The sequence below is a fragment of the Haladaptatus halobius genome (genome assembly GCF_020618475.1).
Lineage (GTDB): Archaea > Halobacteriota > Halobacteria > Halobacteriales > Haladaptataceae > Haladaptatus > Haladaptatus halobius.
Genome location: NZ_CP085336.1, coordinates 1,132,829 through 1,159,280 on the forward strand (window position 1 = coordinate 1,132,829; position 26,452 = coordinate 1,159,280).

The 26,452-nt window shown below is 64.1% G+C and carries 28 protein-coding genes; 13 read left to right on the plus strand and 15 right to left on the minus strand.

The genetic code is table 11. The features are described from left to right. The first annotated feature begins 49 nt into the window (after positions 1-49). Positions 50-475 (plus strand): GtrA family protein, encoded by a 426-nt coding sequence (locus tag LIW51_RS39425; RefSeq protein ID WP_368411831.1) that lies wholly within the window; start codon positions 50-52, stop codon positions 473-475. Positions 476-517: 42 nt separating this feature from the next. On the opposite strand, the gene LIW51_RS22670 is transcribed toward LIW51_RS39425, so the two are convergent. The 3 genes from LIW51_RS22670 to LIW51_RS22680 are packed head-to-tail and all read right to left on the minus strand — an operon-like array spanning position 518 to position 2,045. Continuing rightward, the gene (locus LIW51_RS22670) at positions 518-856 is read right to left on the minus strand and encodes a hypothetical protein (protein ID WP_227378320.1); all 339 of its coding nucleotides are present in this window, start codon (positions 854-856) and stop codon (positions 518-520) included. Next, a complete protein-coding gene (locus LIW51_RS22675) occupies positions 841-1,608 on the minus strand; it encodes an SDR family NAD(P)-dependent oxidoreductase (RefSeq protein ID WP_227377353.1) in 768 nt (255 codons plus the stop codon). Before LIW51_RS22675 ends, LIW51_RS22670 begins: the two co-directional genes overlap by 16 nt. 11 nt (positions 1,609-1,619) lie before the next feature. Next, positions 1,620-2,045 carry a PaaI family thioesterase gene (locus LIW51_RS22680; RefSeq protein WP_227377354.1) on the minus strand — a complete coding sequence of 142 codons (426 nt, stop codon included), beginning with the start codon at positions 2,043-2,045 and terminating at the stop codon, positions 1,620-1,622. A 212-nt stretch (positions 2,046-2,257) separates the two neighbouring features. On the opposite strand from LIW51_RS22680, the gene LIW51_RS22685 reads away from it, so the two are divergent. Continuing rightward, positions 2,258-3,061: an enoyl-CoA hydratase/isomerase family protein gene (locus LIW51_RS22685; RefSeq protein WP_438267382.1), complete on the plus strand. Its 804-nt coding sequence runs from the start codon at positions 2,258-2,260 to the stop codon at positions 3,059-3,061. A 41-nt stretch (positions 3,062-3,102) separates the two neighbouring features. Here the strand turns inward: LIW51_RS22685 and LIW51_RS22690 are convergent, their stop codons facing one another. Together LIW51_RS22690 and LIW51_RS22695 are read right to left on the minus strand one after the other, a co-directional pair. Continuing rightward, positions 3,103-3,789, minus strand: coding sequence for an HAD family hydrolase (locus tag LIW51_RS22690; RefSeq protein WP_227377356.1), 687 nt, complete (start codon positions 3,787-3,789; stop codon positions 3,103-3,105). After that, positions 3,786-5,336 (minus strand): class I adenylate-forming enzyme family protein, encoded by a 1,551-nt coding sequence (locus LIW51_RS22695; RefSeq protein WP_227377357.1) that lies wholly within the window; start codon positions 5,334-5,336, stop codon positions 3,786-3,788. The genes LIW51_RS22690 and LIW51_RS22695 overlap by 4 nt, the downstream gene beginning before the upstream one ends. Before the next feature lie 132 nt (positions 5,337-5,468). On the opposite strand from LIW51_RS22695, the gene LIW51_RS22700 reads away from it, so the two are divergent. The 6 genes from LIW51_RS22700 (at position 5,469) to LIW51_RS22725 (ending at position 11,174) form a co-directional block, all read left to right on the plus strand. After that, positions 5,469-6,242, plus strand: coding sequence for an SDR family NAD(P)-dependent oxidoreductase (locus LIW51_RS22700; RefSeq protein ID WP_227377358.1), 774 nt, complete (start codon positions 5,469-5,471; stop codon positions 6,240-6,242). Between the two features lie 233 nt (positions 6,243-6,475). After that, positions 6,476-7,708: an ABC transporter substrate-binding protein gene (locus LIW51_RS22705; protein ID WP_227377359.1), complete on the plus strand. Its 1,233-nt coding sequence runs from the start codon at positions 6,476-6,478 to the stop codon at positions 7,706-7,708. 9 nt (positions 7,709-7,717) lie between these two features. After that, positions 7,718-8,578: a branched-chain amino acid ABC transporter permease gene (locus LIW51_RS22710; RefSeq protein ID WP_227377360.1), complete on the plus strand. Its 861-nt coding sequence runs from the start codon at positions 7,718-7,720 to the stop codon at positions 8,576-8,578. Positions 8,579-8,582: 4 nt separating this feature from the next. Next, on the plus strand, positions 8,583-9,725 hold the full coding sequence (locus LIW51_RS22715; protein ID WP_227377361.1) for a branched-chain amino acid ABC transporter permease: 1,143 nt from the start codon (positions 8,583-8,585) through the stop codon (positions 9,723-9,725). Then, positions 9,715-10,473: an ABC transporter ATP-binding protein gene (locus LIW51_RS22720; RefSeq protein ID WP_227377362.1), complete on the plus strand. Its 759-nt coding sequence runs from the start codon at positions 9,715-9,717 to the stop codon at positions 10,471-10,473. Before LIW51_RS22715 ends, LIW51_RS22720 begins: the two co-directional genes overlap by 11 nt. Continuing rightward, positions 10,470-11,174, plus strand: a complete 705-nt coding sequence (locus LIW51_RS22725) for an ABC transporter ATP-binding protein (protein WP_227377363.1) — start codon at positions 10,470-10,472, stop codon at positions 11,172-11,174. Before LIW51_RS22720 ends, LIW51_RS22725 begins: the two co-directional genes overlap by 4 nt. Here the strand turns inward: LIW51_RS22725 and LIW51_RS22730 are convergent, their stop codons facing one another. After that, positions 11,175-12,155: an FAS1-like dehydratase domain-containing protein gene (locus tag LIW51_RS22730; protein ID WP_227377364.1), complete on the minus strand. Its 981-nt coding sequence runs from the start codon at positions 12,153-12,155 to the stop codon at positions 11,175-11,177. Positions 12,156-12,307: 152 nt separating this feature from the next. On the opposite strand from LIW51_RS22730, the gene LIW51_RS22735 reads away from it, so the two are divergent. Together LIW51_RS22735 and LIW51_RS22740 are read left to right on the plus strand one after the other, a co-directional pair. Then, positions 12,308-13,453 carry an acyl-CoA dehydrogenase family protein gene (locus LIW51_RS22735; protein WP_227377365.1) on the plus strand — a complete coding sequence of 382 codons (1,146 nt, stop codon included), beginning with the start codon at positions 12,308-12,310 and terminating at the stop codon, positions 13,451-13,453. A gap of 64 nt (positions 13,454-13,517) precedes the next feature. Continuing rightward, positions 13,518-14,036: an Lrp/AsnC family transcriptional regulator gene (locus LIW51_RS22740; RefSeq protein WP_227377366.1), complete on the plus strand. Its 519-nt coding sequence runs from the start codon at positions 13,518-13,520 to the stop codon at positions 14,034-14,036. Positions 14,037-14,177: 141 nt separating this feature from the next. On the opposite strand, the gene LIW51_RS22745 is transcribed toward LIW51_RS22740, so the two are convergent. The 4 genes from LIW51_RS22745 to LIW51_RS22760 all read right to left on the minus strand — a co-directional run bounded on the left by LIW51_RS22745 (position 14,178) and on the right by LIW51_RS22760 (position 18,486). Further along, a complete protein-coding gene (locus LIW51_RS22745; protein WP_227377367.1) occupies positions 14,178-14,402 on the minus strand; it encodes a hypothetical protein in 225 nt (74 codons plus the stop codon). Between the two features lie 504 nt (positions 14,403-14,906). Further along, entirely contained in the window at positions 14,907-16,859 is a 1,953-nt protein-coding gene (locus tag LIW51_RS22750; protein ID WP_227377368.1) for a 3-hydroxyacyl-CoA dehydrogenase/enoyl-CoA hydratase family protein, read from the minus strand. 119 nt (positions 16,860-16,978) lie between these two features. After that, complete coding sequence (locus LIW51_RS22755) at positions 16,979-17,416, minus strand: MaoC family dehydratase (RefSeq protein WP_227377369.1); 438 nt, start codon at positions 17,414-17,416, stop codon at positions 16,979-16,981. Further along, the gene (locus LIW51_RS22760) at positions 17,413-18,486 is read right to left on the minus strand and encodes a phosphotransferase family protein (RefSeq protein ID WP_227377370.1); all 1,074 of its coding nucleotides are present in this window, start codon (positions 18,484-18,486) and stop codon (positions 17,413-17,415) included. Before LIW51_RS22760 ends, LIW51_RS22755 begins: the two co-directional genes overlap by 4 nt. Positions 18,487-18,588: 102 nt before the next feature. Between LIW51_RS22760 and LIW51_RS22765 the strand changes: the two genes are divergently transcribed. Beyond that, positions 18,589-19,803 carry an acyl-CoA dehydrogenase family protein gene (locus LIW51_RS22765; RefSeq protein WP_227377371.1) on the plus strand — a complete coding sequence of 405 codons (1,215 nt, stop codon included), beginning with the start codon at positions 18,589-18,591 and terminating at the stop codon, positions 19,801-19,803. Between the two features lie 51 nt (positions 19,804-19,854). Here LIW51_RS22765 and LIW51_RS22770 read toward each other — a convergent pair whose 3' ends face one another. Together LIW51_RS22770 and LIW51_RS22775 are read right to left on the minus strand one after the other, a co-directional pair. Beyond that, positions 19,855-21,636, minus strand: a complete 1,782-nt coding sequence (locus tag LIW51_RS22770) for an acyl-CoA dehydrogenase family protein (RefSeq protein WP_227377372.1) — start codon at positions 21,634-21,636, stop codon at positions 19,855-19,857. Positions 21,637-21,741: 105 nt separating this feature from the next. After that, entirely contained in the window at positions 21,742-21,963 is a 222-nt protein-coding gene (locus LIW51_RS22775) for a hypothetical protein (RefSeq protein ID WP_227377373.1), read from the minus strand. A 158-nt stretch (positions 21,964-22,121) separates the two neighbouring features. On the opposite strand from LIW51_RS22775, the gene LIW51_RS22780 reads away from it, so the two are divergent. Then, the gene (locus tag LIW51_RS22780; protein ID WP_227377374.1) at positions 22,122-22,868 is read left to right on the plus strand and encodes a ThuA domain-containing protein; all 747 of its coding nucleotides are present in this window, start codon (positions 22,122-22,124) and stop codon (positions 22,866-22,868) included. 62 nt (positions 22,869-22,930) lie between these two features. Here LIW51_RS22780 and LIW51_RS22785 read toward each other — a convergent pair whose 3' ends face one another. From LIW51_RS22785 to trpS, 3 genes are read right to left on the minus strand one after another with little or no spacing between them, the layout of a single operon-like run. Next, the gene (locus LIW51_RS22785; RefSeq protein ID WP_227377375.1) at positions 22,931-23,728 is read right to left on the minus strand and encodes a creatininase family protein; all 798 of its coding nucleotides are present in this window, start codon (positions 23,726-23,728) and stop codon (positions 22,931-22,933) included. Between the two features lie 49 nt (positions 23,729-23,777). Continuing rightward, the gene (locus tag LIW51_RS22790) at positions 23,778-24,245 is read right to left on the minus strand and encodes a GNAT family N-acetyltransferase (protein WP_227377376.1); all 468 of its coding nucleotides are present in this window, start codon (positions 24,243-24,245) and stop codon (positions 23,778-23,780) included. Continuing rightward, positions 24,245-25,354, minus strand: coding sequence for a tryptophan--tRNA ligase (gene trpS / locus LIW51_RS22795; RefSeq protein WP_227377377.1), 1,110 nt, complete (start codon positions 25,352-25,354; stop codon positions 24,245-24,247). The genes LIW51_RS22790 and trpS overlap by 1 nt, the downstream gene beginning before the upstream one ends. Positions 25,355-25,662: 308 nt before the next feature. Here trpS and LIW51_RS22800 point away from each other — a divergent pair, with 308 nt between their 5' ends. Then, entirely contained in the window at positions 25,663-26,334 is a 672-nt protein-coding gene (locus tag LIW51_RS22800) for a helix-turn-helix domain-containing protein (RefSeq protein ID WP_227377378.1), read from the plus strand. The last annotated feature ends 118 nt before the right edge of the window (positions 26,335-26,452 follow it).

The following is a 26,452-nucleotide window of genomic DNA, read 5'->3' on the forward strand; positions in this document are numbered from 1 at the left end:
CGACCGCCCCGAGCCGGCGCGGGTCCACGAAACCGGAGGAAGACCGCTGATGTTGCGTGCGTTCCTTCGGAATCTCCTCAGCGGGCCGATCGCGCCGCAACTCAGGCGATTCGTCATCGTCGGCGCTATCGCCGCGGGGGTGCAGACGATGCTCCTCTGGACGCTCGTCGAACACGGTGGACTCGACTACCTCGTTGGCGCGCTTCTCGCCATCGAGTTCACCATCGTCTTTCAGTACGTTCTCAACAACGCGTGGACGTTTCGAGCGACTCGGAACGTGGGTCGTGTCTCGTACTTCGTCGGACTGCTCAAGACGAACGTCGTCCGGGGGAGCGCCATCCCCATCCAACTCGGCGTTCTCTACGTCCTCGTGACGTGGCGCAGTATCCCCTACCTCGTCGCAAACGCCAGCGCCATCGGCCTCACCGGGTTGTATCGATACGTCCTCGACGCGCGGTGGACGTGGGGGCGATGACGCGCTCCAGCGAACCTCCGCGGCGTTCCGACCGAGTCCGGCCTATCCTCCGTTCGACTCCTCTTCGAGGTCGAGAGACGCGCGGTACTCCTCGCTAGTCCGGTAATCGTACGCTGCGACGGCGATGAGAACGACGCCGAACAGTGATAGCCAGAGGAAGGTTAGTTCCGACGCGTACGCCGTCAGCGCGAGGCCGAGCAGGACGCCGCAGTTTCCGGCTAGCATCAGAATCTGCCAACGAGACGCTCCTGAGAACTGTTGATGGGACATACGTGTCTGGTTTCGTGGCACTCGCCGTCGAATCTCCATGAGTGTACCGAGTCTCCGACGCTCGCGCCGCTCACAAAGCGCGTCGTCGGGCCGGTTCAGCGCGCCGTCCACCCGCCGTCCACGGTCAGATAGCTCCCCGTGACGAACGAGGCCGCGTCGCTGGCGAGAAAGAGCGCGGGGCCGGCGATCTCTTCGGGGTCGGCGAACCGATCGAGCGGCGTTCGGTCGAGGATGGACTGGCGCAACCGGTCGTTCGCTTCGAGGTCGTCCGTCAGTTCAGTGCTGACGTAGCCGGGTGCGACGGCGTTCACGCGAACGTCAGGGGCCCAATCGAGCGCCATGCTCCGCGTGAGTCCCACGAGTCCGTGCTTCGACGCGACGTAAGGATGCTGACGGGGGAGTCCGACGAGACCTCCGACGCTGGCGACGTTGATGACGCTCCCACCGGAGTCGTGTAGATGCTCGGCGGCGCGTTTCGCGGTGAGAAACGCGCCCCGGAGATTGACCTCCGCCGTCTCGTCGAACGCGTCGGTGTCGACCACTTCAGGACGACCGAGCGCTGCCTCCGGGTTGATACCTGCATTGTTGACGACCACGTCGACGCCGCCGAGTTCCGCCTCGGTTCGCTCGAAGAGGGCGTCGATATCGTCCTCGTCAGCGACGTCGACCGGACACGAGAGCGAGTCAACACCTCGATTGCGAATATCGGTAACGGCGGCATCGACAGCGTCCTCGCTCCGAGAAGTCGGGACGACGTCGGCCCCCGCGTCCGCGAACGCTCGTGCGACGGCTCGACCGATACCGCGCGTCCCGCCCGTAACGACCGCGACGCGACCGTCGAGTTCGAATATATCATGTGACATCGTCGAATCGTTCAGTGAAAGAGCCGATAGGAACTGCGGCCGACGACCGCCTCCGTCCGCTCCCCGTCGGCGTCGGTCGTTCGGACGATAACCTCCACGACGCCCATCGAATTTCCGGCCCGGACGACGGTCGCCTCCGCGAGGAGGTCGTCGTTCGCGGGCCGGAGGTACGAGACGTTGAGGTCGGTCGTCGCCAATCGAGCGTTCGCGGGGTCGTCGAAGGTCGTCCGGAGGACGAACCCGCTCGCGGTGTCGACAAGCGTCGCGGCGATGCCGCCGTGGATGGTCTTCGGACTCCCAATGGGATTGAGGAGCTTCTCGTCGTACGGAATCCGCATCTCGAGGTAACCTTCCTCGACGGTCTCGACGCGGAGGTCAAGCCACGAGAGGTAGCCGTGGGCGTCGATGAACGACTGGAACGACTCCGGTTCGGTCACGGCGACCCCTCCCGACGGTGGCGGTTGCGACGCCGCCGCTCCGGATGGATGCTCGTCATCTCGTTCGTAATCATGCGGCTGCCACGGTAAATCTTCGCCTTGCGGACAACGATGGAAAGATAGGGAACCAAATATTGAACGATGGTGTTTCTAGTGGCGAACTTTTATTCCTTCGTACGGTAATGATGGTGTATGCTATCTCATAGCATGGGGTGGTCGCGTTGACCGACGCCGCCACCCTCGACGTCACCGACGAGGTCGCTACCCTCACGCTGAACCGACCGGACGCCCGGAACGCCCTCACTCAAGACGTTTCCGCCGCCCTCCGAGACCATCTCGCAGAGATCGAGTGTCGTGAGGATATCCGATGCGTCGTCGTCGCCGGCCAAGGCAGCGCGTTCTCCGCGGGCGGCGACATCGAGCGGATGCGCGAGCGCCTCGAAAGCGACGAGTCACTGGACGACGCCGTCGCCACGCTCGAACGCACCACGAGCGAGACGATGTCCCGGGTTGTCGACTGTCCGTATCCGACGGTGGCGAAGGTGGACGGCCCGGCGGTCGGTGCGGGCGCGAATCTCGCCATCGCTTGCGACATCCAACTCGCCAGTTCGTCGGCGAGCATCGGTTTCGTCTTCCGGCAAGTCGGCCTCACCGTCGACGCGGGCACCTCGTATCTGCTCCCGCGAATCGTCGGCGAAAACGTCGCCAAGGAACTCGTTTATACCGGCGAGGTGTGCGACGCGGAGCGCGCCGCCGAACTCGGCCTTTTCAACCACGTCTACCCGGACGACGAGTTCGACGAGCGCGTGGACGCGCTCGTCGAACGAATCGCGGACGGGCCGACCGTCGCGTTTCGACACGCGAAACGCCTCATCCAAGACGGCTTCGACAAGCCGCTCGACCGCGCGATGGTGGACGAGGCGACCGCGCAGGGCGTCGTCTTCGAGACGGCCGACCACGCCGAGGGCGTCGAGGCCTTCCTCGAAGGCCGAACCCCCGACTTCGAGGGACGATAGTCGGTTCGACCGAGCGACGAACCGACGCCGACTCGGCGAGTTCAGTCGTCGACGCCGACGACCGCGAGCACGCCGCGGGGGTCGTCCACGACGTACTCGACCGCCGACCCGTCCTCCGCGCCGTGACTCACGGGATGGATACCGTGCCTGGCAGCGCCCGCCATATCGTGTTCGTACCGATCCCCGACCATCACCGTCCCCTCGGCGGGAATCGGACTCTTCTCCAGCGCCGCCTCGAACATCGCCAGGTCGGGTTTCGTCCGCCCCACGGCTTCCGAGGTCGTCACGTCGTCCACGTGCTCGCGTACCTCGAGATGTTCAAGGATGAACTCACCCTCGTCGGCGTCCGCGTCGCTCACGATTCCCTGATAGACTCCCGCGTCGGCGAGCCGTGCGGTTACTTCCCGCGCACCCGGATTCGGCCGGAGGTGTTCCCGAACCGTCGCGCGAAACAGCGGGAACCACTCGTCTTCGGGAACGTCCCGAGCGAGAACCTCGTCCACGGCCAAACCGTACGCCGTGCGAGCCGACCGGAACTCGGTTCCGTCGCGTTCCCGGAAGTGCCGACCGACGACGTTCCGCCAAACGTCGAGCGATTCGTCGGCGGTGGCGTCGATATCGTTTTCGGCAAGGAGTCGTTCGACGAACGCCGCGTGCGCCTCCCGAACGGACGACACGTCGAGCAGGACGCCCCCGACGTCCCAGAAGACGGCGTCGTAGTCGGTCATTCGTCGGCCTCGCGCTCCACGAGTTTGAATTTCTGAACCTTCCCGCTCGCGGTTCGGGGGAGTTCGTCGACGAAGGCGACCTCCCGCGGGTGCTTGTACTCCGCGAGGTTTGACAAGCAGAACTCCCGCACCTCGTCCGCGGTCAGGTCGCTCCCGGGCGCGCGGACGACGAACGCCTTCACTGTCTCATTCCGGCGCTCGTCGGGGATACCGACCACGCCGGCGTCGGCGACGTCCGGATGTTCGAACAGCAACTCCTCGACCTCGCTCGGATAGACGTTGTAGCCCGCGGTGTTTATCATGTGCTTTTTCCGGTCGACGATCTCGTAGTAGTTGTCGTCGTCCCGGCGCGCGACGTCGCCGGTTCGGAAGTAGCCGTCGTCGGTGAACGCCGCGTCCGTGGCGTCCGGTCGGTCGTGGTATCCTTTCATCACCTGCGGGCCGCGTACGAGGAGTTCGCCGGTCTCGCCGAGCCGAACTTCCTCGCCAGTATCGTCGACTATCTTGCAGTCGGTCATCCGGAGCGGCTGGCCGATGGAACCGTGTTTCGCGCCGAACGTCGAGCCGACGCCCGTGTGCGTCGCCGCAGTCGTCTCGGTCAACCCGTACCCTTCGGTCATCTCGACCCCGGCGGTCTCCTCGAAGGCTCGCTGGACGGCCACCGGCATCTTCGCGCCGCCCTCGTTCACGGTGTCGAGGCTCGACAGGTCGCGGTCGCCGAACGAGTCGGCGTTCACCATATCCACGAACATCGCGGCGACACCAATGAAGCTCGTTATCTCGCGTTCCGCTATCGTCCGCATCACCGCGTCGGCGTCCCAGTCGGCGGGATTCCGGAGATGAACCGTCCCGCCCCGTACCAGCGCCTGCCACGTCGAGTGGACGAAGCCGGTGATGTGATAGAGCGGGAGAACCGCGAGTTCGCGCTGCTCGTCGGGCGACCGCTCGGTGAACTGGAATCCGGAGTACGCCTGCGCGCGAAGGTTTCCGTGCGTGACGAGGACGCCCTTCGGCCGACCGGTCGTTCCGGACGTGTACGGCTGCATCGCTGTGTCGTCGGCGTCGCGTTCGACGAACACGGGCTCGCCCGTCACGTCCTCGAATGCGACGGCGTCGCCGGTCTCACCGACGGTGACGACGGTGGGGTCGCGGTTCGTCTCCGCGCAGGCGTCCGCGAGATGGTCGACCAGCGCCGGGTGCGTGACGGCGATTCGAGCGTCCGCGTCTTTGAGTTGGTGTGTCAGCTCCCGCGTCTTGTACTGCGGGTTGACCGGCGAGACGACGACGCCCGCCCGTAACGCACCGAGGATGGTGACGACGTACTCGGGGCAGTTCGGGAGGTAGAGGAGGAGGCGGTCGCCGGGTTCGAAACCGCGCTCGCGGAGCCCCCCCGCGAAGGCGGCCGCCCGCTCGCCGATATCCGCGTAGGAGAGTTCGCGGTCGTTCATCTCGACGGCGACTCGGTTGCCGCGGCGGTCGGCGGTCGCTTCGAAGAGGCGGGCGGCGTTCCCCGCCGGAACGGAGCGGAGCGCTGCTGGTACGTCCATACACTATGTGCTATGGTATCATACATTATCTTAACGGAGGTTGGTCGAGTACGAGTATTTATTAACGATAACGAGAAACAAGGGACGCGAGTTAACGATGCTAATAGAGTGTGCGAACAGGGGGCTGTCGCGATGAACGACCGATTCACCATCGACGGGCAAACCGCCATCGTCACCGGGGCGTCGAGCGGCATCGGGCGCGAAATCGCCGAACAGTTCGCGCGCGAGGGCGCGGACGTCGTCGTCTGCTCGCGCGAACAGGAGAACGTCGACCCGGTGGCCGAGACGATAAACGATGAGCGCGGCGGAACCGCCCTCGCGGTCGAGTGCGACGTGACCGACCGCGACGCGGTCGAGGCGCTGGTTGAGGCGACGGTCGACAAGTACGGGAGCGTCGACTGTCTCGTAAACAACGCGGGCGCTAGCTTCATGGCGGCGTTCGAGGACATCAGTCCGAACGGCTGGCGAACCATCGTGGATATCAACCTCACCGGCACGTACCACTGTACGCAGGTCGCCGGTGAACACATGCGTGAGGGCGACGGCGGCACCGTCATCAATCTGGCGAGCGTCGCCGGACAGCGCGGTTCGCCGCTCATGAGCCACTACGGCGCGGCGAAAGCCGCTGTCATCAACCTCACGACGACGCTCGCCTACGAGTGGGCAGGCGACGACGTGCGAGTGAACGCTATCGCACCCGGGTTCGTCGCTACGCCGGGCGTCGAGTCCCAGATGGGCGTCTCCGCCGAGAACCTCGACCGCGACGAAGTCGAACGCCGCATCGGCACGTCGGACGAGATCGCTGACGTGGCGCAGTTCCTCGCCAGCCCCGCGAGTTCGTACCTCGTCGGCGAGACCATCACCGCCCAAGGCGTTCCACGCATCGACGAATCGCCGGATGTGTAGGCGAAAGTACGGCCCCTCTCCGCTTTTCGAACGCTGACGACGCGCGAACGTCGGTCGTCTTCGCCGTCAGGACGGGTGCTACCAACCCGCATATTTATGATGTATCTCTGCTATAGGCAACACAGACGATGGTTAACGATAGTAACCAAGGCGTCGGGAAACCGACCCAGAATAAGAGGAACAGCCCTGTCAAGCAAACAACGAAAACTTCGAGGCTGTTTTCTCGTCGGTCGGTGCTGAAAACCGCAGGTGTCTCGGGAACGGTTGGTCTCGCCGGGTGCCTCGGAAGCGGGAGTGGCGGCCCCTCGGGAACCGTCAAGGTCGGCGTGCTCGCACCCGAACCGACGAAAAATCCCATCGGCGCGTCCATCGCAAACGGCGCGAGGCTAGCCGCCAAACAGCTCACAGACGATGGCGGCGTTCTCGGCGAAGACGTGGAAGTAATCGTCAAGGACACCCACGAAGACCCTTCGACGGGGAAATCCAAGTACCAGAACCTCACCGTCGGGGAGAGCGTCGATTTCACGACCGGCGTGTTCACCAGCGAGGTGCTGTTGAACCTCATGGATTCCATCGCCCAACAAAAGACCGTTCACATGGGTTCGGGCGCGGCCACGCCGGAGGCGAGCAAGCGGGTCGCCGAGAACTACGATAAGTACAAGTACTTCTTCCGAACCGGTCCGGTGAACTCCCACTTCCTCGGCGTCAACATGGTCGACTTCGCGAAGTCGCAGTTCGACAAGATGGGCTGGAAGTCCGTCGCCGTCCTCGCCGAGGATTACGCCTGGACGAAGCCGGTGACAAAGGTGCTAGGGAAACAACTCTCCAGTACCGGCGTCGACGTTCCCCTCAACAAGCGGTACGCGAGCGGAACGAAGGACTTCTCGCCCATCTACGACGACATCGAGAGCGCGAACGCGGATGCCGCCTACGTCGTCATGGCCCACACCGGGACGGCCGCGGTCGTCCAATGGGCGAAACAACAGCGCAAGTTCGAGTTCGGCGGCATCCACGTCCCGATGCAGTTCCCGTCATACTACGGCTCGGTGAGCGGCGCCTGTCGGTACGCGCTCACGCAGAACTCCGCGACCCCAACCTCGAAGGTCACGAAGAAGACCGTCCCGTTCGCAAAGAGTCACAAGAAAGAGTACGACAAGTATCCCGTTTACACCGGCTACATCACGTTCGACGCCGTCAAGCAGTACGCGGCCGCCGTCAAGAGCGCCGACTCGCGGAAGGCCGACGACGTCATCCCCAAGCTCGAATCGTCGACGTACACGGGCACGACGGGCACGCTGAGATACTACGGGAAGGACAAGGAGTACCCGCACGACGTGGTCTACGGAAAAGACGCCGCGTGGCCGATGTGGCTCCAGTGGCAGGAAAAGGACGGGAGCGGCGTCCAGAAACCCATCTGGCCATCGGATATCGCCACGGGGTCGTACAAGAAGCCGCCATGGGTGTGAGACACTGCTATGGCAGGGATTCTCAACACCGTCGTCAACGCGGTGCTCATCAGCGCGTTGTACGCGCTGGTCGCCATCGGATTCACGCTCATATTCGGCGTCGGCGGCGTTCTCAATCTCAGCCACGGCGCGAACATCACCGTCGGCGCGTTCACAGCGTACTTCGTCACGAGGGTGATCGAACTCAACGTCTGGGTAGGGATGGTCGCCGCGCTCGTCGTCCCGGCCCTGTTCGCGGCGGCACTGTACCTCGTGATGATACGCCGTGTGAAGGACAACCCGATCACCGTGATGATACTCACGCTCGTCGTCGCCATCGTCGTCGAGGAGGTGGTGAAGATACTCGTCGGTACCCAACCGCAGGCCATCCCGTCGCTGTTCGCGGGGCACCTCGCAATCGCGGGCGGTGTCCAGTCGAACCGCGTGCTCGCGTTCGCGCTCTCGTGGGTCGTCATCGGCGTCCTCTTCGCCACCGTGAACTACTCCCGAACCGGCAAGGCGATTCTGGCGACCAGTATGTCCACGCGCGGTGCGGCGCTCGTCGGTATCGAGACCGACAGGATGTACCTCTACACGTGGATGATTGCCGGCGCGCTCGCCGGACTCGCGGGCGTCTTCCTCGGGTCGATACAGACCGCCGACTGGGCGATGGGGCGGGAACCCCTCGTGCTCTCCTTTTCCATCGTCGTCCTGGGCGGCATCGGCTCCATCCGGGGCAGCCTCGTCGGCGCGTACATCATCGGCTTCCTCGAAGTGTTCACGGTTTCGTACGTGGATTCGAGTCTGAGCGGGCTGGCGTCGCTGGTCGTCCTCGTCGTCATCCTGCTCGTGAAACCGGAAGGGCTGTTCGGACGGGAGTTGGAGGAATGATTCGATGAGCGAAGACGTCGACCCGTGGAACCCTCGTTCCGTCGTCTCGCTCGCGCCGCGGTACAAACTCGGACTGGCGGGGCTCGTCGTTCTCGCGCTCGCGCCGCTCCTGCTCCCGGCCGTCCTCGGTCGCGGTCGTGGCATCCTTGCCGTCGTCACGCTCACCGTCGCGCTCTTTTTCGCCATGTTCGCGATGAGCTGGGACGCCGTCTCCGGCTACACGGGCCAGATCAGCTTCGGCCACGCGCTGTTCTTCGCGGTGGGCGGCTACGGCTCCGCGCTGTTAAACCTCGAACTCGGCGTTCCGCCGGTCGCGGCGATACTTCTCGGAACGGTAGCCGCGGCGCTCGCGGGCGTTCTCATCGGCGTTCCGGCGCTCCGTCTCGAAGGACCGTACCTCTCGCTCATCACGCTCGTCGCACCCCTCATTCTGCTCCAACTGTTCATCGTGTTCAGCGACACGTTCGGCGGGGAACTCGGGCTTCCGAGTCCCGACCCGCTCGTCCCGGTGTCGGGCTTCACGGCGCAGACGATGACGGACTACTACGTCGCGTTCGCGCTGTTCGTCGCCATCCTTGGCGTCTTGCTCGCGGTGACGCGCTCGGACGCCGGGTCGGTCTTCACGGCCATCCGGGAGGACGAGGAGGCGGTCGCGGCCGCGGGCATCAACCCGGCGAAATTCAAGATATTCGCGTTCGTGCTCTCCGCAGCGGTCGGCGGTCTCGCGGGCGCGGTCTTCGTGCACACGGTCGGCAAACCCCAACCCAGCCAACTGCTCGTGATGTCCGTCAGCATTGAGGTCATCATCGCCACCATCGTCGGCGGGATGGGAACCATCACGGGTGCGGCGGTCGGCGGCCTGTTCTTCAGCCTCTTCCGGGAGTGGCTCTCGGACGTGAGCGCGACCGTTCCGATTTTGAACGTTCAGGTCGCCTCCCTCGACCTCCTGTTGTTCTCACTCGTCACGCTCGCGCTCCTGTTTTTCCTGCCCGGCGGACTCCTCCGCTGGGGCATCGAACGGGGTCGGAGCGTCGTCGTGGAGAACCCGGAACCGGTCGCCGACGGCGGCCGGACGCCGGTAGAGCGGGTTCTCGACGCCTACCGAGAGACGGTCGACCGAATCGGAGGTGACGACCGTGAGCGGTGAGCGCGACCCGTCGGACGGCATCCTCGTCCTCGACGACCTCCGGAAGGAGTTCGGAGGTCTCACCGCGGTCGACGACCTCTCGTTCGCCGTGGAGGAGGGCGAGATACTCGGGTTCATCGGGCCGAACGGGGCCGGAAAGTCGACGACGTTCAACTGCGTCACCGGGGCGTACCCGCCGACGTCGGGAACCGTCTGGTATCGCGGCGAGAACGTCACGGGCGAACCCGCCTACGAGATGGTCAAGCGCGGGATGGCGCGAACGTTCCAGTCGTTCCGGCCGCTCCGCGACAGAACGGTTCGCCAGAACGTCGCAATCGCGCTCACTCCCGACCGCATCCTCTCGCTCTCGGGACTGCGCGGCGAGACACTCTCGCGCGCGACCGACATCTGCGAGCGCGTCGGACTCGGCGACCGCGCCGACAGTTCGCCGGACGAGCTGCCGCACGCGGGACTTCTCCGCCTCGAACTCGCCCGCGCGCTGGCAACCGACCCCGACCTCCTCCTCGTGGACGAGCCGTTTGCCGGACTCTCGAGCGGAGAAGTGGCCGAACTGTCCGACCTCCTTCGCTCGCTCCGGGACGAGGGCGTGACGCTCGTCGTCGTCGATCACAACATGCGAGGACTGCTCTCGCTCATCGACCGCGCCGTCGTCATCCAGTTCGGGTCGAAGATAGCCGAGGGGTCGCCCGCGGCGATACGCGAGAACGAGACGGTTCAGGAAGCCTACCTCGGGAGGGCGGATCTATGACAGACCTGATAACGGTCGAGGACGTTCGCGTGTCGTACGGCGAGGTCGCCGCGCTCCGGGGAATCTCCGCGCACGTCGACGACGGCGAAATTGTCGGCGTCATCGGCCCGAACGGCGCGGGGAAGACGACGCTCGTCGAGACGATCTCCGGGTTCCACGACTACGAGGGACGCGTCGCCTATCGAGACCGAGAAGTCGCCGGCCACCATCCCGCCGACCTCGTCGCTGATGGGTTGGTCCACTGCGCGGAGAGCCGCGACCTCTTCGGGCATCTTTCGGTCGAGGACAACCTCGAACTCGGCGCGTACCGTCACCACGACGGCGTCGAAGACCGTCTCGCGTTCGTCTACGACCTCTTTCCCGTGCTCGAGGAACGCGCCGACCAGAACGCCCGGACGATGAGCGGCGGCGAACAGCAGATGCTTGCCATCGGCCGGGCGCTCATGGGCGATCCGGACGTCCTCCTCTTGGACGAACCGACGCTCGGACTCGCACCCGTCATCCTCGGCGACATCAGCGACGGTCTCGACGAGATTCGGGACGCCGGAGTGACCGTGTTGCTCGCCGAACAGAATGTGACGTTCACGATGAACCACGCGGATCGCGTGTACCTTCTGGAGAACGGAAAGGTGGAGCGAGAGGGCGACCCCAAGACGCTTCGCGGGGACGAGTACATCAGAACCGCCTACCTCGGCGAGTAATCAGACGACCGCGGTCGCGTCACCGTCGACGATTTTTCGACCGTCGTCCGCGACGACTTCGAGCACGACGGTCACGCGCCGACCGTCGTGCTCGTCCGCACCGTCGTCGCTCGCGTCCGCAACCTCTCGAACTCTGGCGCGCGCGGAGAGGGCATCGCCCGGAAAGGCGCGCGCCGTGAACCGCGTTCGGTAAGATTCGAGTCCGCGGAGTCCGAACCACTCCCGGAGGAGGCGGGACGCGACGCCTGCGCTGAACATCCCTTGGGCGAAGACGCTCGGGTGCCCGGCGTCAGTCGCGTATGGTTCGTCGTAGTGGACGGGGTTGAAGTCGCCGCTCGCCCCGGCGTACCGGACGAAATCGCGGCGTTCTAGCGGCGGCGTTTCGACCGTTGAACCGACAGCACCAACCGCGAGATCGGCGGCGTCTTCGGCGGAGTCTGCGTCCTTCGGGGCCTCGATTTCGCCGCTCGGTGGGTCGCTTTCCTCCGCCGGTGCGCCGTCGGTCTCGATGCGGGTGTTCCACGCCGACTGGACGAGGTCGTCGCTGTCGGCGTCGTAGAAGTCAGTTCTGAGGACGGCGAACGTCATCGCACCACCGCCTCGTCCCTCGCGTTGGTACACGTCTTCGAGCGTCGTCTCGCCGTAGAGTTCGTCGTCGACGTGCAGCGGACGCTCGTACCGGAACCGCTGTTCGCCGTGGAGCACGTATTCGCGGCGGAATCCGAGGTCGAAGCCGAAGTCGTGGTCGACGCCTGGCGGGCGGTACCGAGGGAAGAACGACGACCGGGTGAATGTTGGCGGCGCGGGAAGCGAGTGGTGGCCGGCCGCACGAGCGGTCTGCCGGCCGCGGTATATTCGACTCGAGTCGTGAATCGCCCGTGCGAACTCGTCCACCTTCCCGGCTTCCACCTGAAACCCATCGACGGTTCGATTGGTCTGTCCGACCTGCGATTCGAGGGCGGAGAGCGATTTGTTGGGCATACTCTCACATCGAACCCGGAAGGGAAAAACGTATCTCGCGAGTTCCGTCACCTCTCAGGGAATACGGGCTCGCCCGGCGCTACCGGGAACGTCAGTTAACTTAGTTTCCTATATCGGAAAAATACTAAACAATGGAACGCAAAGGTGGCCATATGAGTTTCCAACTCTCAGACGAACACCGCGCCATCCGGAAGGCCGTCCGCGAGTTCGGCGAGAACGAGATCGAACCCGTCGCGCGCGAACACGACGAGGAAAAATCGTACCCTCACGAACTCGTCGAGAAGGCTGCTGAGTACGACTTCGTCGCCCCGAGCATCCCCGTTGAGTATGGCGGTGCGGGGATGGATACCCTCTCGTCCATCATCGTCACCGAGGAGCTCTGGCGCGCCGACGGAGGTATCGGGAGCGCCATCGGGAGCCGCGGGTTCGGCTCGAACATGATTCGGAAGTTCGGCGACGAGTGGATGAAAGAGGAGTGGTTGGCGCGCATCGCCAGCGGCGAGTCGGCGTGCTGTAGCTGTATCTCCGAACCCGGCCACGGCTCGAACGTCGCCGGCATCGAGACGGTCGCGGAGACGGACGGCGACGAGTACGTCCTGAACGGGAACAAGATGTGGATAACGAACGGCACCGTCGCGGACGTCGCCGTCGTCATGGCGAAGACCGATCCCGAGGCGGAACCGCCACACCGCGGTATCAGCGCCATCCTCGTCCCCACCGATACGGACGGGTTCGAACCCACGAAGATAGACAACAAGCTCGGCATCCGCGCGTCCGACCTCGCCGAAATCGTCCTGAACGACGTTCGCGTCCCGACCGAGAACGTCATCGGCGAGGAAGACGAGGGGTTCTATCAGCTCATGGATTTCTTCGCGTCGGGTCGGGTGAGCGTCGCCTCGCAGGCCGTCGGGGTCGCGCAGGCCGCCGTCGACGAGGCCATCGACTACGCAAACGAGCGCGAGCAGGGCGGCCAACTCATCAAGGAGTATCAGGCCATTGGTCACAAGGTCGCCGAGATGGCGACGAACGTCGAAGCCGCCCGATCGCTCACCTACCGCGCGGCATCCCACGTCGATTCCGGGGACGACGACTTGGCGACTCGCTTTGCGAGCATGGCGAAGCTCTTCGCGTCCGAACACGCGGTCGACGTCGCCGACGAAGCGATTCAGGTGCACGGCGGCGCTGGGTTCGTCACCGACCATCCGGTCGAGCGGTACTACCGCGACGCCCGCATCACGAAGATCTACGAGGGGACGAGCGAGATCCAGAAGAACATCATCTCCGGCCGCCTGTTCTAACGATGGCGCGAAAAGCGGACGAACATCGTACGGAACTAAAACGATGTCTTTCGTAGACCGCAGTATGACCGAGGACGAACCAGATTGGGAGTTCAAAGAGCGGGATATCGCCATCCTACAGGAATTGGCGCACGACCCGCAGATATCCTCTCGAAATCTCACGGAGGTTCTCGCCGAGAAGTACGACATCGACGTTTCGCACGTGACGGTGAGCGAATCCATCCGGAAAATGCGGAACGCCGGCGTCTTCCGGGAGGCCGTCATCCCGAACGAGGCCTACTTCATTTTCGCGCTCTTCGAGTTCAAGTTCAACCCCGAGCACTTCGCGGAGGGGTGGCGGGATGCGATGGAGTACATCCAGAACGACGAGAATACGCTCTTTTATTTCCTCTCGGACGGCGAGTACCAGTGGAAATCGGTGATGATGTTCCAGACCCGAGAGGCCGAATCGCGGTGGATTCACGAGTTCTACAAGGAACACGGGAAGGTCGTGGACAACATCCGAAACAGTGTTGTGACGAACGTGTTGAAGTTCGGAACGAGTTCGGAACTGTTCGACCACCTGCCGAAAGGTGGGGAGTGAGGTTCCGACGAAAGTTCGCGACGAGCGTTCGCGATTCGACTCTCCTTCTGTCGTCGGAGTGACTCGTACTACGCTGGAGAGACAGTCGTCGAACGCTTCGCCCGCCGCTTCGAATTTGCTTTTACGATAGCAGCAACGTGATTACGGTGTAGAAAGCCCACCGTCCGCTCGCGGCACCGAAAGACGGTCCTGCTCGGTCGTAGGTTCCCTGCGCGGGCGTGCGACTTCCGTAATCACACTCACATCAGTTCGCGTGACTCGCTCGGCGACATCTCTTCGTCGGTTCGCTTCGCTCACTTCCTCCGAGAGGAGTCGCCGAGACGACCACGTGAACGCGAGCGGACGGCCCCTTTCAGTCCCACCCAAACCGCATCAGCCACATGCCTCCCCAGCCGATTCCCTCCACTCCTTTCAGTCGTTCCGGTCATCCCTTGCGCGAATTGTGGCGCTGGCGGCTCGGACGACGTGTCCTCGCCGCCCCGCCAGCGCGCGTCACGCTGAAATAGGGGATTCACGAACAGGGAGAAACCGTGCTGGCGCACGCGCCAGCAGGCCCGAGGCCAATTCGGCCGAGGGCCTGACTGGCAATCGCGCGAGGGACAACCGAAGTGAACGCAACGAACGACGGGAGTCGGTTGGGGAGGGTGTGGCCGTGGCGGTCGCGGTTGCGGTGCGTCTGGGTGGATTGAAAAGGGCTAGGCGTTCGCGTTTACCTGGTCGCTGAAGCGACCGCGAATGCCTGGGAGCTTCTGAAGTCCTCTCCTCGCTGTTTTTCTCATCTCAAGTAAACGTGATTCGTAGCGAACGGATGGGGGCGTTGTACTGCTACGTCATCTCGCTAATGACGGAGCCAGGGTAACAGTGACGGAACTAGCGCCCTTCGAACTCGGGGTCGCGCTTCTCGCGGAACGCCGCCGTTCCCTCGCGGACGTCGTCGGTGCTCATGAGCAGCCCGAAGCCCTGACTTTCCATCGCCAGCCCGGCGTCGAGGCTGGCGTCACCACCTTCGTTCATCACCGTCTTCGCAACCTTCAGCGCGATGGGCGGTCCTTCGAGGATGTCGTCGACGAACTCCGCGACGGTCTCTTCGAACTCGTCCTCGGGAACGCAGCGGTTGACGAGACCCCACTCCTCGGCTCGCTCGGCGCCGATTCGGTTGCCGCGGAAGACGAGTTCCTTCGCCCGCGTCTCCCCGAGTATCCGGAGGAGACGCTGCGTTCCGCCGCCGCCCGGAATGAGTCCGAGTCCAATCTCCGGCGAGCCGAACTCGGAGCCTTCGGTGGCGAGCCGGAGGTCGCACGCGAGCGCCAGTTCGAGGCCGGCGCCTAGACAGAAGCCGTCGATCTTCGCTATCGTCGGGCGGTCGAACTCGTTGACGGTCTCGAATGTGGGCGTCACGTCCATGAAGTCGGTCGGCGTGGCGTCCGCGAAGCCGCCGATGTCGGCCCCCGCGCTGAACGCCCGGTCGCCCGCCCCTTCGAACAGGACGCAGCGAACGTCGTCGGCGTCCGCGTTCGTGAGGAGATGGTCGATCTCGCCGAGGAGGTCGCCCGAGAGCGCGTTCAGTCGCTCGGGACGGTCGAGTTCGACGGTGAGGAGGCCATCGTCGAGATCGTAGTTCAGGAATCGATAGTCGCCGACGCTGTCGGTCAAGTACTCGTAGAACCCCTCGCCTGAATCCCTCCCGGTCTTCCCAGCTTCGACGAGTTCGACGAGGTGGTCGGCGGGTTCGAAGCGGTCTTCGCCGGTCTCCTCGCGGAGTTCCTCCAACTTCGAGAGCACTACGTCGAGTCCGGTTTCGTCCGCGCGTCCGCACGGACCTTCGGGGAAACCGGTGCCGAGACGCATTCCCGTATCGACCGCTTCGGGGGTGGCCACGTCGTCCCCGACGAGTTTCGCGGCCTCGTTCACCATCCGCGCTTCGACGCGGAGGGTGTCGAATCCCTCCCCGTCCTCGGGCGCGTAATCTGTGCCGTCGTCGTCCTCGTACTCGTAGTACCCGGTGCCGGTTTTTCGGCCGAGTTCCTCCGCGTCGACCTTCTCCTGGAGGATGGGTGGGATGTCCCTCCCGGCCTCTTTCCGGACGTGGTAGCCGACGTCGAGTCCCGTGAGGTCGGCGAGTTCGAACGGCCCCATCGGGTAGCCGCGTCGGTGAACCATCGCGGCGTCCGCCTGCCGGACGGTCGCCTCGTCGTTCGAGACCATCCACGCGGGTTCGTCCACGAACGGGCCGAGCACGGAGTTCACGACGAACCCGTTCACGTCCTTTCGGACGTAGATCGGCGTCTTGCCCGCCGCCTCGACGAACTCGTAGACGATTTCGGCGGTCTCGTCGTCGGTCTCGGCTCCGTAGATGACCTCGACGAGATCCATCTTCACTGGCGGGTTGAAAAAGTGCATCCCGGCGACGCGGTCGGGTCGGTCGGTCGCCTCGGCGATCTTCGTGATGGAGAGCGACGACGTGTTCGAGGCGAGCAGCGCACCGTCCGGCGCGAGTTCGTCGAGTTCCGCGAAGATATCCCGTTTGAGGTCGAGTCGTTCGGGCGCGGCCTCGATGACGAAGTCGGCGTCCGAAACTGCCGCTTCGAGGTCGACCGTCGTCTCGATGCGGCCGAGGATGTCCTCCGGCGATTCGTCGAGACGGTCTTTCTCCGCGAGCTTCCGGAGGCTCCACTCGATGCTCTCGTATCCGTCCTCGACGATGTCGTTCTCGATGTCGCGCATCATGACCGGATACCCGGCCATGGCGACAACTTCGGTGATGCCGTGACCCATGTTGCCCGCGCCAAGCACCGCGACGCGTTCGATGTCGGTGACTCCCATACCTACTCGTTCGCGCCGTCCCACATTAATCCTCACTTTTGATATTACGTTGTTAGGAAAATACCTTTCAGAGAAACCACTGGAAAGTCAAGGTCGGATTTCGATAGCAATTGGTGAATTCATTCGCCGCGACGCACGAACATCGCGGTTTCCATCGAGAGCACGATATCGTCTTCCTGATTCGAAGTCTCGACGCGAGAGGTTACCAGACCTCGCCGCGGGTCGCTCTCCAGCGGTCGCTTTCCGGTCACTTCGGTTCGAACGGAGAGGATATCCCCCGGACGCACCGGTCGACGAAACCGAATCTCGTCGATACCCGACGACCCGAGGCTAGCGTCCTCGACGGAGTTCTCCACGAGTAACCGCATCGTCATCGCGCAGGTGTGCCAGCCGCTGGCGATCAATCCGTCGTACATCGATTCCGCCGCCGCCTCCTCGTCCACATGGAACGGCTGGGGGTCGTACCGTCGCGCGAACTCGACGATCTCCTCCTTCGTGACCTCGTAGCTGCCGAACTCGTCGACGCTGCCGACGGTGACGTTCGCGTAGGTGCTCACAGCGGTTCGTCCCCTTCGATGATCCGAACCGCGCGCTCGGCGAGCGCCGGCACCCGCTCTTCCATGAGCGGGTACATCGAATCGTCGCTGTTCCCCTCCAAGTAGCGCCGGTAGAACATCTCGCCGAGCGCGGCGAGCTTGTAGACCGCGAGCGTCCGATAGAATCGCTCGTGTTCGAAGGCGATTCCCGTCCGTTCTTCGTAGCGTTCGACGAGTTCCCGTCGGGTCGGGTAACCGTCGCGCTCCATGAACGTCGCCGTCAGCTCCGGAACGGCCGGTCCGGGGTCTTTCGCGTCCCGCCAGTAGGAGAGCATCCAGCCGAGGTCCGCCCGGGGATCGCCGAGCGTGCTCATCTCCCAGTCGAAGACCGCGACCAGTTCCGGCGGCGTTTCCGGCCCGAACATCACGTTGTCGAGTTTGTAGTCCCCGTGAACGAGCGTCCGGGGATGTTCCGTCGGCGTCGACGCTTCGAGCCACTCGCCGACTCGTTCCAGTTCCGGAACTGCGCGCTCCTCGACGGTGCGCTCGAACGCCCACGCTAATTGCTGACCCCAGCGTTCGACCTGCCGCTCCGTGTACCCCTCGGGATAGCCGAACTCGCCGAGGCCGACCGCCTCGTACTCGACGTTGTGGACGGACGCGAGGGTATCGACGAGTTCCTCGCCGATTCGTTGGCGATGCGACCGCGAACCGAACCGGTCGGGTTCCACCTCGCGGAGCACGTCACCCTCGACCAGTTCCATTACGTAGAAGTTGCTCCCGATTACGTCGTGGCTCTCGCACGCCGCGACTGTCTTCGGAACGGGCACCTCGGTTCCTTGGAGAGCGTCCGCAACGCGAAACTCACGGAGAACGTCGTGGGCGGTGTCCGCTGTCTCGCCAGGTGGCGGTCGTCGGACGACAAGCGTTCGCTCGCCCCACTCGACGAACAGCGTCTCGTTCGAGTGGCCCGCCGCGTGGCGTTCGACCGCATACGGCTCCGCCGAGCCGAGTTCGTCCGTCAGAAACGCCTCCAGCGCGTCCTCGTCGACGAGTCGGTCGAAATACTCCTCCTGATTCGAGTCGGACATACCGCTCCATTCGTGTTCATTGTACGAGTATTTATGGGTGCAGCTTAACGATAATGGCAGTTCTGCGCTACTCTTTTTACAATGTGGGAGAGTGTAGACGGTATGGAGTACGACGACTCCGAGACAGCCAGATCGTTCGCCGCGCGGACGCGAGAGTTCATCGACGAGGTCGTGGTTCCCGTCGAGCGCGAGGCGCTCGGAAACGGGCCAGTCGACGATGAGACGATTCGAGAACTGCGCGACGCCGCCCGCGACGACGGGGTCTACGCCCCGCACCTCCCCGAGGAGTACGGCGGTTATGGACTCAGCTATCGAGATATGCTTCCGGTATTCGAAGCGGCCGGGCACAGTCTGCTCGGCCCGGCGGCCATCAGGGTCGACGCGCCCGACGAGGGCAACATGCACACCCTGGAGCAGTTCGGAACCGAAGCGCAGAAGGAAGCGTGGCTCGGCCCACTCGTCGCCGGCGAGGCGCGGTCGGGATTCTCAATGACGGAACCGTCGCCGGGCGCGGGGTCCGACCCGAAGATGATTCGAACGACCGCCGAGAAGGACGGCGACGAGTGGGTCATCGACGGCCACAAGTGGTGGACGACGCAGGGAAACGAAGCGGACGTGCTCATCGTGATGGCGCGAACCGACCCCGACGCCCATCCCTACCGCGGGTGTTCGCTCTTCCTCGTCCCCGCGGACGTGCCGGGCGTCGAAATCGTCCGGGATATCCCGCACGTCGGCGGCGGTCTCACCGGTACCGGGCACGCCGAGATAAAGTACGAGAACGTCCGCGTTCCCGACGACGCGCTCCTCGGCGAACTCGACGCGGGGTTCAGACACGCGCAACAGCGCCTCGGTCCAGCCCGGCTCACGCACTGCATGCGCTTCTCGGGGATGGCCGAGCGCGCGCTCGACGTCGCGAAGGCGTACACGAGCGAGCGCGAGGCGTTCGGGACGCCGATCAGCGAGAAGCAGAACCCCCGTTTCAGAGTCGCCGACGCCGAGACGCGACTGCATGCCGCGAGGACGATGGTTCGGCACGCCGCCCGCGAGATAGAGGCCGGCGGCGAGGCTCGCGTCCCCGTCTCCATGGCGAAGGTGTTCACGGCGAACGTCGTCCAAGACGTCATCGACGACTGCCTCCAACTTTGCGGCGGAAGCGGAATCGGGAAAGACCTCCCCATCGCCGACTTCTACGAGAACGTCCGCGCATTCCGCATCGTCGACGGCGCCGACGAGGTTCACAAGCGCGTCATCGCCCGCGACGCGTTCGAGAACGTCGACCCGAGCGAACTCGAAAACGTTCCGGAGTACGAGGGGTGAGTCGCCTCGAAGTCGCGGCTTCGGGGCGGTCGACGGCACCGGCAGGCGAACTCAGTCGTCGGCCGGTGCGGGTTCGCCGAGCGTCGCCGGGTCGAGTTGCGCGTGGCGAACGACGGCGTCGAAGTGCTCTAGCGGAGGAGCGTCGAGGTCGGCGATGCCGCGGGCGGGGGGCGACGTGAGCGTGTGGCGGACGAACCACTCGGTGACGATCGCTTTCCGGGCGTCCTCGTCCTCGTCGAGTTCGCGCTGCGCATTCGCCAGCAGGAGGCTGGCTGTCACCACGTCGAAGACGTAGTTCGCGAGTCGTTTGGCCTCGTGTTGCGCGTACTCGTCGTCCCCCGTCGCCAGCGTGAGCATGGCTTCCTGTAACGCGGCGAACTCCTCGGAGACGGTTTCGGCGAGGGGTTCGAGGTACGGATGCTCCGCGTCGGCGAGGAATCCTTCGACGAGCGGGAGGAGCGCCTCGTGGGCGTCCTCCTTCTCCAAGGTTCGCAGGAGGTCGAGCGAGAGGACGTTCGACGTTCCCTCCCAGATGGGGAGCACTTGGGCGTCGCGGAGGAGTCGGTGGGTGACGAAATCCGCGACGTAGCCGTTTCCGCCTTGGATCTCCATCGCGTAGGAGGCGTTCTCGACCGCCATGCGAGCGGTTCGAAGCTTGGCGATCGGCGTGAGCGTCCGCATCAGGCGGAATGCCTCGCGATCGTCGCGGTCGCGCTCGTACCGGTTGAGCCAACGACCGGCCTCCAGCGCGAACGCCAGCGCCGCCTCGTAGTCCACCGTCATCTCCACGAGGTCGCGCTTCATCAGCGGATACTCCCGAATCGGCCGACCGAACGCCTCGCGGTTCGAGGCCTGAACCTTGCTCTCCAAGAGCGCGCGTCCCACGATGCCGACCGCGCCCACGGCGTTGGTGACGCGCTCCCAGTTCAGCATCGTCGTCATGTACTTGAACCCCTGCTCGGGTTCGCCGACGAGGTAGCCCTCCGCCCCGCGGAACTCGACTTCGCCTGTGGGGACACTGATGGTACCGAGTTTGTCTTTGAGGCGTCGGTACAGTTGGTCGTTCAACTCGCCGTCCTGCGTCTCGTGGGGGACGAGGAAGAGCGAGAGACCCTTCGTCCCCTCCGGCGCACCGGCGCGGCGCGCGAGCACGAGAGTTCCCTGCGCGTCGATGTTGCTACAGAACCACTTCTCGCCGGTGAGTTCGTACGTTCGCGTCTCCGACCGGTCGCCGACGGGTTCGGCGACGGTCTCGTTCGTGCCCACGTCGCTGCCGCCCTGTTCCTCGGTGAGGAACATCGCACCCTCGATCATGTCGTCGTGGTTCCGGCTGGTCAGCCCCTCGAAGTAGTCGTCGAGATGGCCTTCCTCGTCGTGGTTCCGCAGGACGAGCGCGGCCCCCGCCGTCATGGAGACCGGGCAGACGAAGCCGGCGTCGACGTAGGAGAGGAGCAACTGCATCGTGAGCGTGTGGACGAGACCGAGCGGTTCGTCGCGTCCTGGCGGTGCCCGGAAGGCGTCGGCGACGACGCCGCGCTCGTAGGTGAGTTTCTCGTTCTCGTACTGGGCGGGATGGTAGTACACCTCGTTCTCGACGTTCCCGCGCTCGTCGTACGTGGAGAGTTCGGGGCCGCGTTCGTCGATCACGTCCGCGTTGTCCGCGATGGTGTCGCCGATGATGGCACCGAACTCGTCCAGTCGGTCTTCGGCCCACTCGAACTCGTCTTCGGGGTAGACTCGTCGCACTTCCTTCCGCAATGCCGGGTCGTAGCGCCAGTAGTTCACGCCGCGACCGTCGTCGTGGCGGCCGTAATCGAACGGAGGGGCTGACATGTGTCATCGCACACCATCCTCGCTGTTAAAGGATTCTAGAACCGACGAGGCGTTTGGACGAGTTTCTCGATCGGACGGCGCGAGAAGAACCGTACGGCGGGTCGGCTATTTCTCGTGGAAGTAGATTGCTCGTTCGCGTTCTGGCAACTGTCTGTCCGCGTCCACGTCGTACGGCGCGGTGCATCGACGCCGGTAGCGGATGAAGAAATCGAGCGGCGACCCCGGAAAGAGGTCGTCCCACCGGTCGCCGCGTTCGACGATGATCTGTTGGTCGTACTCGGTACCGCAGGCGGGACACTCGTTGGCGTCGGATGCGTGGATGGACATTCGTTGTTGCACTAACGCGACCGACGCGTTTCAGTCCACCGTTCGTTTCGAGTCGACGCCGATTTCGTGCGACATCGAGGCGATTTGAGAACCGCCGTCGGAGGTGGAGTTTTGCCGCTTGGTCAAACGGTTTAATCGCACGGCGGTAGTACGTAGCCATGTCGAAAACGATCACCGTCTGGAACGAGTACGTCCACGAGCGGAACCACGACGAAGTCGCGGAGATATACCCCGACGGTATCCACGCGATCATCGCGGATGCGCTCGCCGACCGCGGTTTCGAGACGCGGACGGCCACCCTCGACGAACCGGAGCACGGGCTATCCGAGGAGGTTCTCGACGGGACGGACGTGCTGACGTGGTGGGGCCACGCCGCCCACGATGAGGTGGAAGACGAGGTGGTGCGGCGGGTGAAAGAACGCGTCCTTGACGGGATGGGGCTGCTCGTCCTCCACTCGGCGCACTTCTCGAAGATATTCAAGAAACTGATGGGGACGACCTGCGGGCTGAAGTGGCGCGAGGCCGCCGAGACCGAGCGGCTGTGGGTGACCAACCCGGCACACCCTATCGTCGACGGTATCGACGAGTACATCGAACTTCCCGAGGCCGAGATGTACGGCGAGCACTTCGACATTCCGGAACCAGATACGCTCGTCTTCAACTCGTGGTTCGAGGGCGGCGAGGTGTTCAGAAGTGGGTGCTGTTACCAGCGCGGCCGAGGGCGGGTATTCTACTTCCGACCGGGTCACGAGACGTATCCCGTCTACCACGACGACGATATCCAGCGCGTGCTGGCGAACGCCTGCGACTGGGCCGCGCCGAACGAGGACGGCCCCGACATCGAACGCGGAAACAGCGAACCCATCGAGAGTATCGACACATCCGACGAGCGCTCGGTTCACTGAATCGACCGCGTCCGACGGACGGATATCGTCCGATAATCCCTGGCTTCTCTCGCTCTCGACACCTACGACCGCCGACTTCCCGGTTGCGGGTCGACGTGCGGTTTCGCCATCAGGTCGGGGAAGGGTTTCTCGTCTATCCAGTCGAGCAGGTTCACGAGTTGGTCGGTCGCGGCGTCGAACAACCGCTCGCCCTTCTCCGGCGTCGCATCGGTCTGGTCGCCGAGCACGCCGTTTTCCGTGTTGTCGATGGCGTCGTAGTAGTTTCGAGCACCGTGAACGAAGAGATCCCCGTCGGACAGCTCTACCAGTCCGCCGTCCCGGGCGTCTTCCAGTTTCCCCTCGCGGACGAGTTCCGGCGCGATGTGCATGATCATCGCCGTCTCCTTCGGGCCGCCGTGCGGCCCGTTGTGTTCGAAGAGGTCGCTGACGAGCGTCGGGATGGACTCGTCCCACATCCACTCGACGGCGAACGCCACCTCGTCCTCCCGCAGTCGGCGACCGACCTCCCGCAGGTGTTCCATGTTCCCGCCGTGCGCGTTGACGTAGACGATTCGGTCGATACCGTGGTAAGAGAGGTTCCGCGAGAAGCTCTCGACGTAGTCCCGAAACGCGGGCGGGTCGACCCACATCGTCCCGTGGAACTGCTTGTGGTGCGGACTGACGCCGACGTTGACGGTCGGCGTGCAGAGGTAGCCCCCGCGGTCGGCGGCCTCGCGGGCCAGCGCTTCCGCGATGAGATGGTCGGTCGCCAGCGGGAGGTGCGGACCGTGTTGCTCGGTCGAACCCAGCGGGACGACAGCGACCGATTCTTCCGCGACGTAGTCTCCGAGTTCCGGCCACGTTCTGTCGGCGAGGTACATGGAGAAGGTAGCTTTGCGCGAAGGTATAAATCTCCGTTTGCCGGTACTACTACAACCGCTTCGTCATCCGGTGTCGCTTCGTCTCGAACTCACCGTCATCGTACAGCGACCGCGCCGTCTCGTTCTCGGCGTGAACGTCGAGCGAGAGGTGGTCGCATCCTCGTCGTCGCGCCCACGCTTCGGCGCGCGCGAGGAGGTACGAGGCGATGCGCTCCCGGCGGCGCTTCGGTACGACGTAGAGTCCATCGACGTACCCTCGCTGGCCGCGGGCGAATACCGAGGGAGACGACCGCTTTTCGACGGTGACGTAGCCGACCAGTTCCGCGTCGTCGGCGACGTAGGTGGCGACGTCGTCGTCCGAAAAACGTTCCGTCACGTAAGAGTGAATCTCCCGTCGGACGCCCTGTTCGGCGAGCGTGTCGAAATCGTCCACTGCGGCCATCTCGCGGGCGAAGGGTAACCAGAGGTCGTCGACGAGCGTCACGAGTTCGTCCGCCCGGAGTCGCCGGATACGCATCAATTGGACGCTCCGACGGCGGTGTGCTCGTCGAGATACGCTTCGACCTTCGGGCGAGCCTCCTCGCGCCTGCGCTGGTGGTCGCGCAGGAACGTTTCGAGTCGCTCCTTTCCGATTTGCTTCAACTCGCCGGAGAGCATCTCGCCCGACTCGTACTCTTCGCGGATGCGATCCAGTTCGTCGTCGTGTTCCACGAGGTGGTACGCGAGTAGCTCGAACACCATGTCCTCCTCGACGTTCCCGCCCTCCCGGCGGTGCTCCTCGACGCTGACCCGACCGCCGGTCTTCGCCTCGTCTATCTTCCGCTTCGCGTCCGCCACGGAGTCGGTGAGCGCGATGTGGCTCTTCGGGTCGGACGAACTCATCTTCCCGCCTTGGAGGCCGCGCATGAACCGGTGGTACGTGCTCGCCGGTTTTACGTACCCTGCATCCCGGTAGCGGGCGGCGACATCGCGGGTCAGTCGGACGTGCGGGTCTTGGTCGATGCCGACCGGGACGACCGTGGGTTTCGGCCCGACGCGGTCGGGCGATTGCGGGCGGAGGATGTCGGCGTACTGGGTCAGCGCCGAGACGAGCTTTCCGGGGTCGGCGCTCCCGTAGGTCGCCTCGAACTCGTTCTGGGTGACGTGCCGGGCGAACAGTTTGCTCCGAACGTGGTGGTCGTTGCCCGCTCCGGATTGGAAGTAGAAGTCCGTCGCGTCGAGGTCTAACCCCAGCGCGACGTAGTTCAACAGGTACTCCTCGACGACGAGTTCGCGCGCTTCTTCGAGGGACACGTCCCGCGTGGCGTACGACTCGATGTCCGCCGCGCAGAGCGTGACCTCCGCGCCCATCTCCTGAAACAGGAGTATCTGTTCGACCACAGTGCGGTGGCCGAAGTGGAAGACGCCTGAGGGCATGATTCCGGTCATCACCGCGAACGGCTCGCCGTCGTCGCGGGCGTCGAGGACGGTGTCGAGGTCGCGGTGGCCGAACACTAATCCTCGACGAACGAGCCGGTTATCCGGAAGCCGGTCGACTACCTCCTCGATGGGCTCGATGCCGAACTGCTCCATCGTCGCCTCGTAGTCGGTCACCTCCACGTCGCCCCACGGGTCGAGTTTAGTCACGACCGGCCTCCTCGCGGAACGTTTTCACTAACGGTACGGCAGAAATCGGCTCAGCGTGCCGTGGTCGGCCAAAATCGACCACCGGCAGTGGTGGCTGCGAACATACCGGTTTCAGTTCCGGCGGTTTAGGAGAAAAACGTTTCGCCTCCATTATGCCGGCCGATTACGCCAGAAGATGCGGTGCCAGTCGTTCTACGGACGCCGGTTTGCTGAACTCGTGGCGTGGTCGCATATTCGCCTCTGTCGCTGCCGTAACTCGCGTTTCAGGAGCCAACGGGTATATCTGTGACCTACACCACCACTATTACATGACTGGTACCGTCGTCGAAGTCGAGGTTCCGGCCAACGAGTTCGCGCTCAGCCAGACGCTCTCCGACGTGGAGGGCTCCGAACTCGAAATCGAACGCGTCGTCGCCCACGATTCCGCCATGATGATGCCGTTCGTGTGGGTGAGCGGTGGCGAGCGCGAGGAGATAGAAACCGCTTTCTCCGAGGATCCAAGCGTCAACCAGTTCGAGTTGCTCGCCAGTCCGAACGACGAGTGGTTCTATCGGATGGAGTGGGTCGACCAGATAGAGACGCTCGTCCAGATTCTCATCGAGGAGGAAGGAACCGTTCTCGCCGCGACGGGCAACAGCGACCACTGGAACCTTCGCATCCTGTTTCCCGACCGCGACTCCCTGTCACGAACCTACGAGTACTGCGAAGAAAACGGACTCTCGCTCGAGATTCTGAACATCTATCAGTTAGAAGAGGGTCGGCAGGGGCGTTTCGGCCTGACGGAAGAACAGCAGGACGCGCTCACGCTCGCGTACGACGAAGGCTATTACGACATTCCCCGCAATCTGGACGCCGGAGACCTCGCCGACGAGTTAGGTATCACGCATCAGGCGGTCTCCGAACGCCTCCGGCGCGCCCACGAGAACCTCGTGAAGAACACCCTCATCATCGGTCGAGGCCCTGACGAGGTGAAAAAGTAGTACGCACGATGCCGGAGTGGAACGCGTACACCGTTTGACGAAACTGTTTCTGCACGCTCGTCCGTCGCTCGAAACGCCTCCGCCGCACGCTAACACGCTTATGGTAGCGTCGCTAGTG

Bases quoted from the DNA above. Each gene is read 5' to 3' on its own strand.
- LIW51_RS22775 (WP_227377373.1), bottom strand. From the start codon at position 21,963: ATGTCCATCCACGCATCCGACGCCAACGAGTGTCCCGCCTGCGGTACC.
- LIW51_RS22715 (WP_227377361.1), top strand. From the start codon at position 8,583: ATGAGCGAAGACGTCGACCCGTGGAACCCTCGTTCCGTCGTCTCGCTC.
- LIW51_RS22750 (WP_227377368.1), bottom strand. From the start codon at position 16,859: ATGGGAGTCACCGACATCGAACGCGTCGCGGTGCTTGGCGCGGGCAAC.
- LIW51_RS22700 (WP_227377358.1), top strand. From the start codon at position 5,469: ATGAACGACCGATTCACCATCGACGGGCAAACCGCCATCGTCACCGGG.
- LIW51_RS22710 (WP_227377360.1), top strand. From the start codon at position 7,718: ATGGCAGGGATTCTCAACACCGTCGTCAACGCGGTGCTCATCAGCGCG.
- LIW51_RS22725 (WP_227377363.1), top strand. From the start codon at position 10,470: ATGACAGACCTGATAACGGTCGAGGACGTTCGCGTGTCGTACGGCGAG.
- LIW51_RS22790 (WP_227377376.1), bottom strand. From the start codon at position 24,245: ATGCGTATCCGGCGACTCCGGGCGGACGAACTCGTGACGCTCGTCGAC.
- LIW51_RS22695 (WP_227377357.1), bottom strand. From the start codon at position 5,336: ATGGACGTACCAGCAGCGCTCCGCTCCGTTCCGGCGGGGAACGCCGCC.
- LIW51_RS39425 (WP_368411831.1), top strand. From the start codon at position 50: ATGTTGCGTGCGTTCCTTCGGAATCTCCTCAGCGGGCCGATCGCGCCG.
- LIW51_RS22675 (WP_227377353.1), bottom strand. From the start codon at position 1,608: ATGTCACATGATATATTCGAACTCGACGGTCGCGTCGCGGTCGTTACG.
- LIW51_RS22770 (WP_227377372.1), bottom strand. From the start codon at position 21,636: ATGTCAGCCCCTCCGTTCGATTACGGCCGCCACGACGACGGTCGCGGC.
- LIW51_RS22690 (WP_227377356.1), bottom strand. From the start codon at position 3,789: ATGACCGACTACGACGCCGTCTTCTGGGACGTCGGGGGCGTCCTGCTC.
- LIW51_RS22735 (WP_227377365.1), top strand. From the start codon at position 12,308: ATGAGTTTCCAACTCTCAGACGAACACCGCGCCATCCGGAAGGCCGTC.
- LIW51_RS22740 (WP_227377366.1), top strand. From the start codon at position 13,518: ATGACCGAGGACGAACCAGATTGGGAGTTCAAAGAGCGGGATATCGCC.
- LIW51_RS22800 (WP_227377378.1), top strand. From the start codon at position 25,663: ATGACTGGTACCGTCGTCGAAGTCGAGGTTCCGGCCAACGAGTTCGCG.
- LIW51_RS22780 (WP_227377374.1), top strand. From the start codon at position 22,122: ATGTCGAAAACGATCACCGTCTGGAACGAGTACGTCCACGAGCGGAAC.
- LIW51_RS22765 (WP_227377371.1), top strand. From the start codon at position 18,589: ATGGAGTACGACGACTCCGAGACAGCCAGATCGTTCGCCGCGCGGACG.
- LIW51_RS22760 (WP_227377370.1), bottom strand. From the start codon at position 18,486: ATGTCCGACTCGAATCAGGAGGAGTATTTCGACCGACTCGTCGACGAG.
- LIW51_RS22785 (WP_227377375.1), bottom strand. From the start codon at position 23,728: ATGTACCTCGCCGACAGAACGTGGCCGGAACTCGGAGACTACGTCGCG.
- LIW51_RS22730 (WP_227377364.1), bottom strand. From the start codon at position 12,155: ATGCCCAACAAATCGCTCTCCGCCCTCGAATCGCAGGTCGGACAGACC.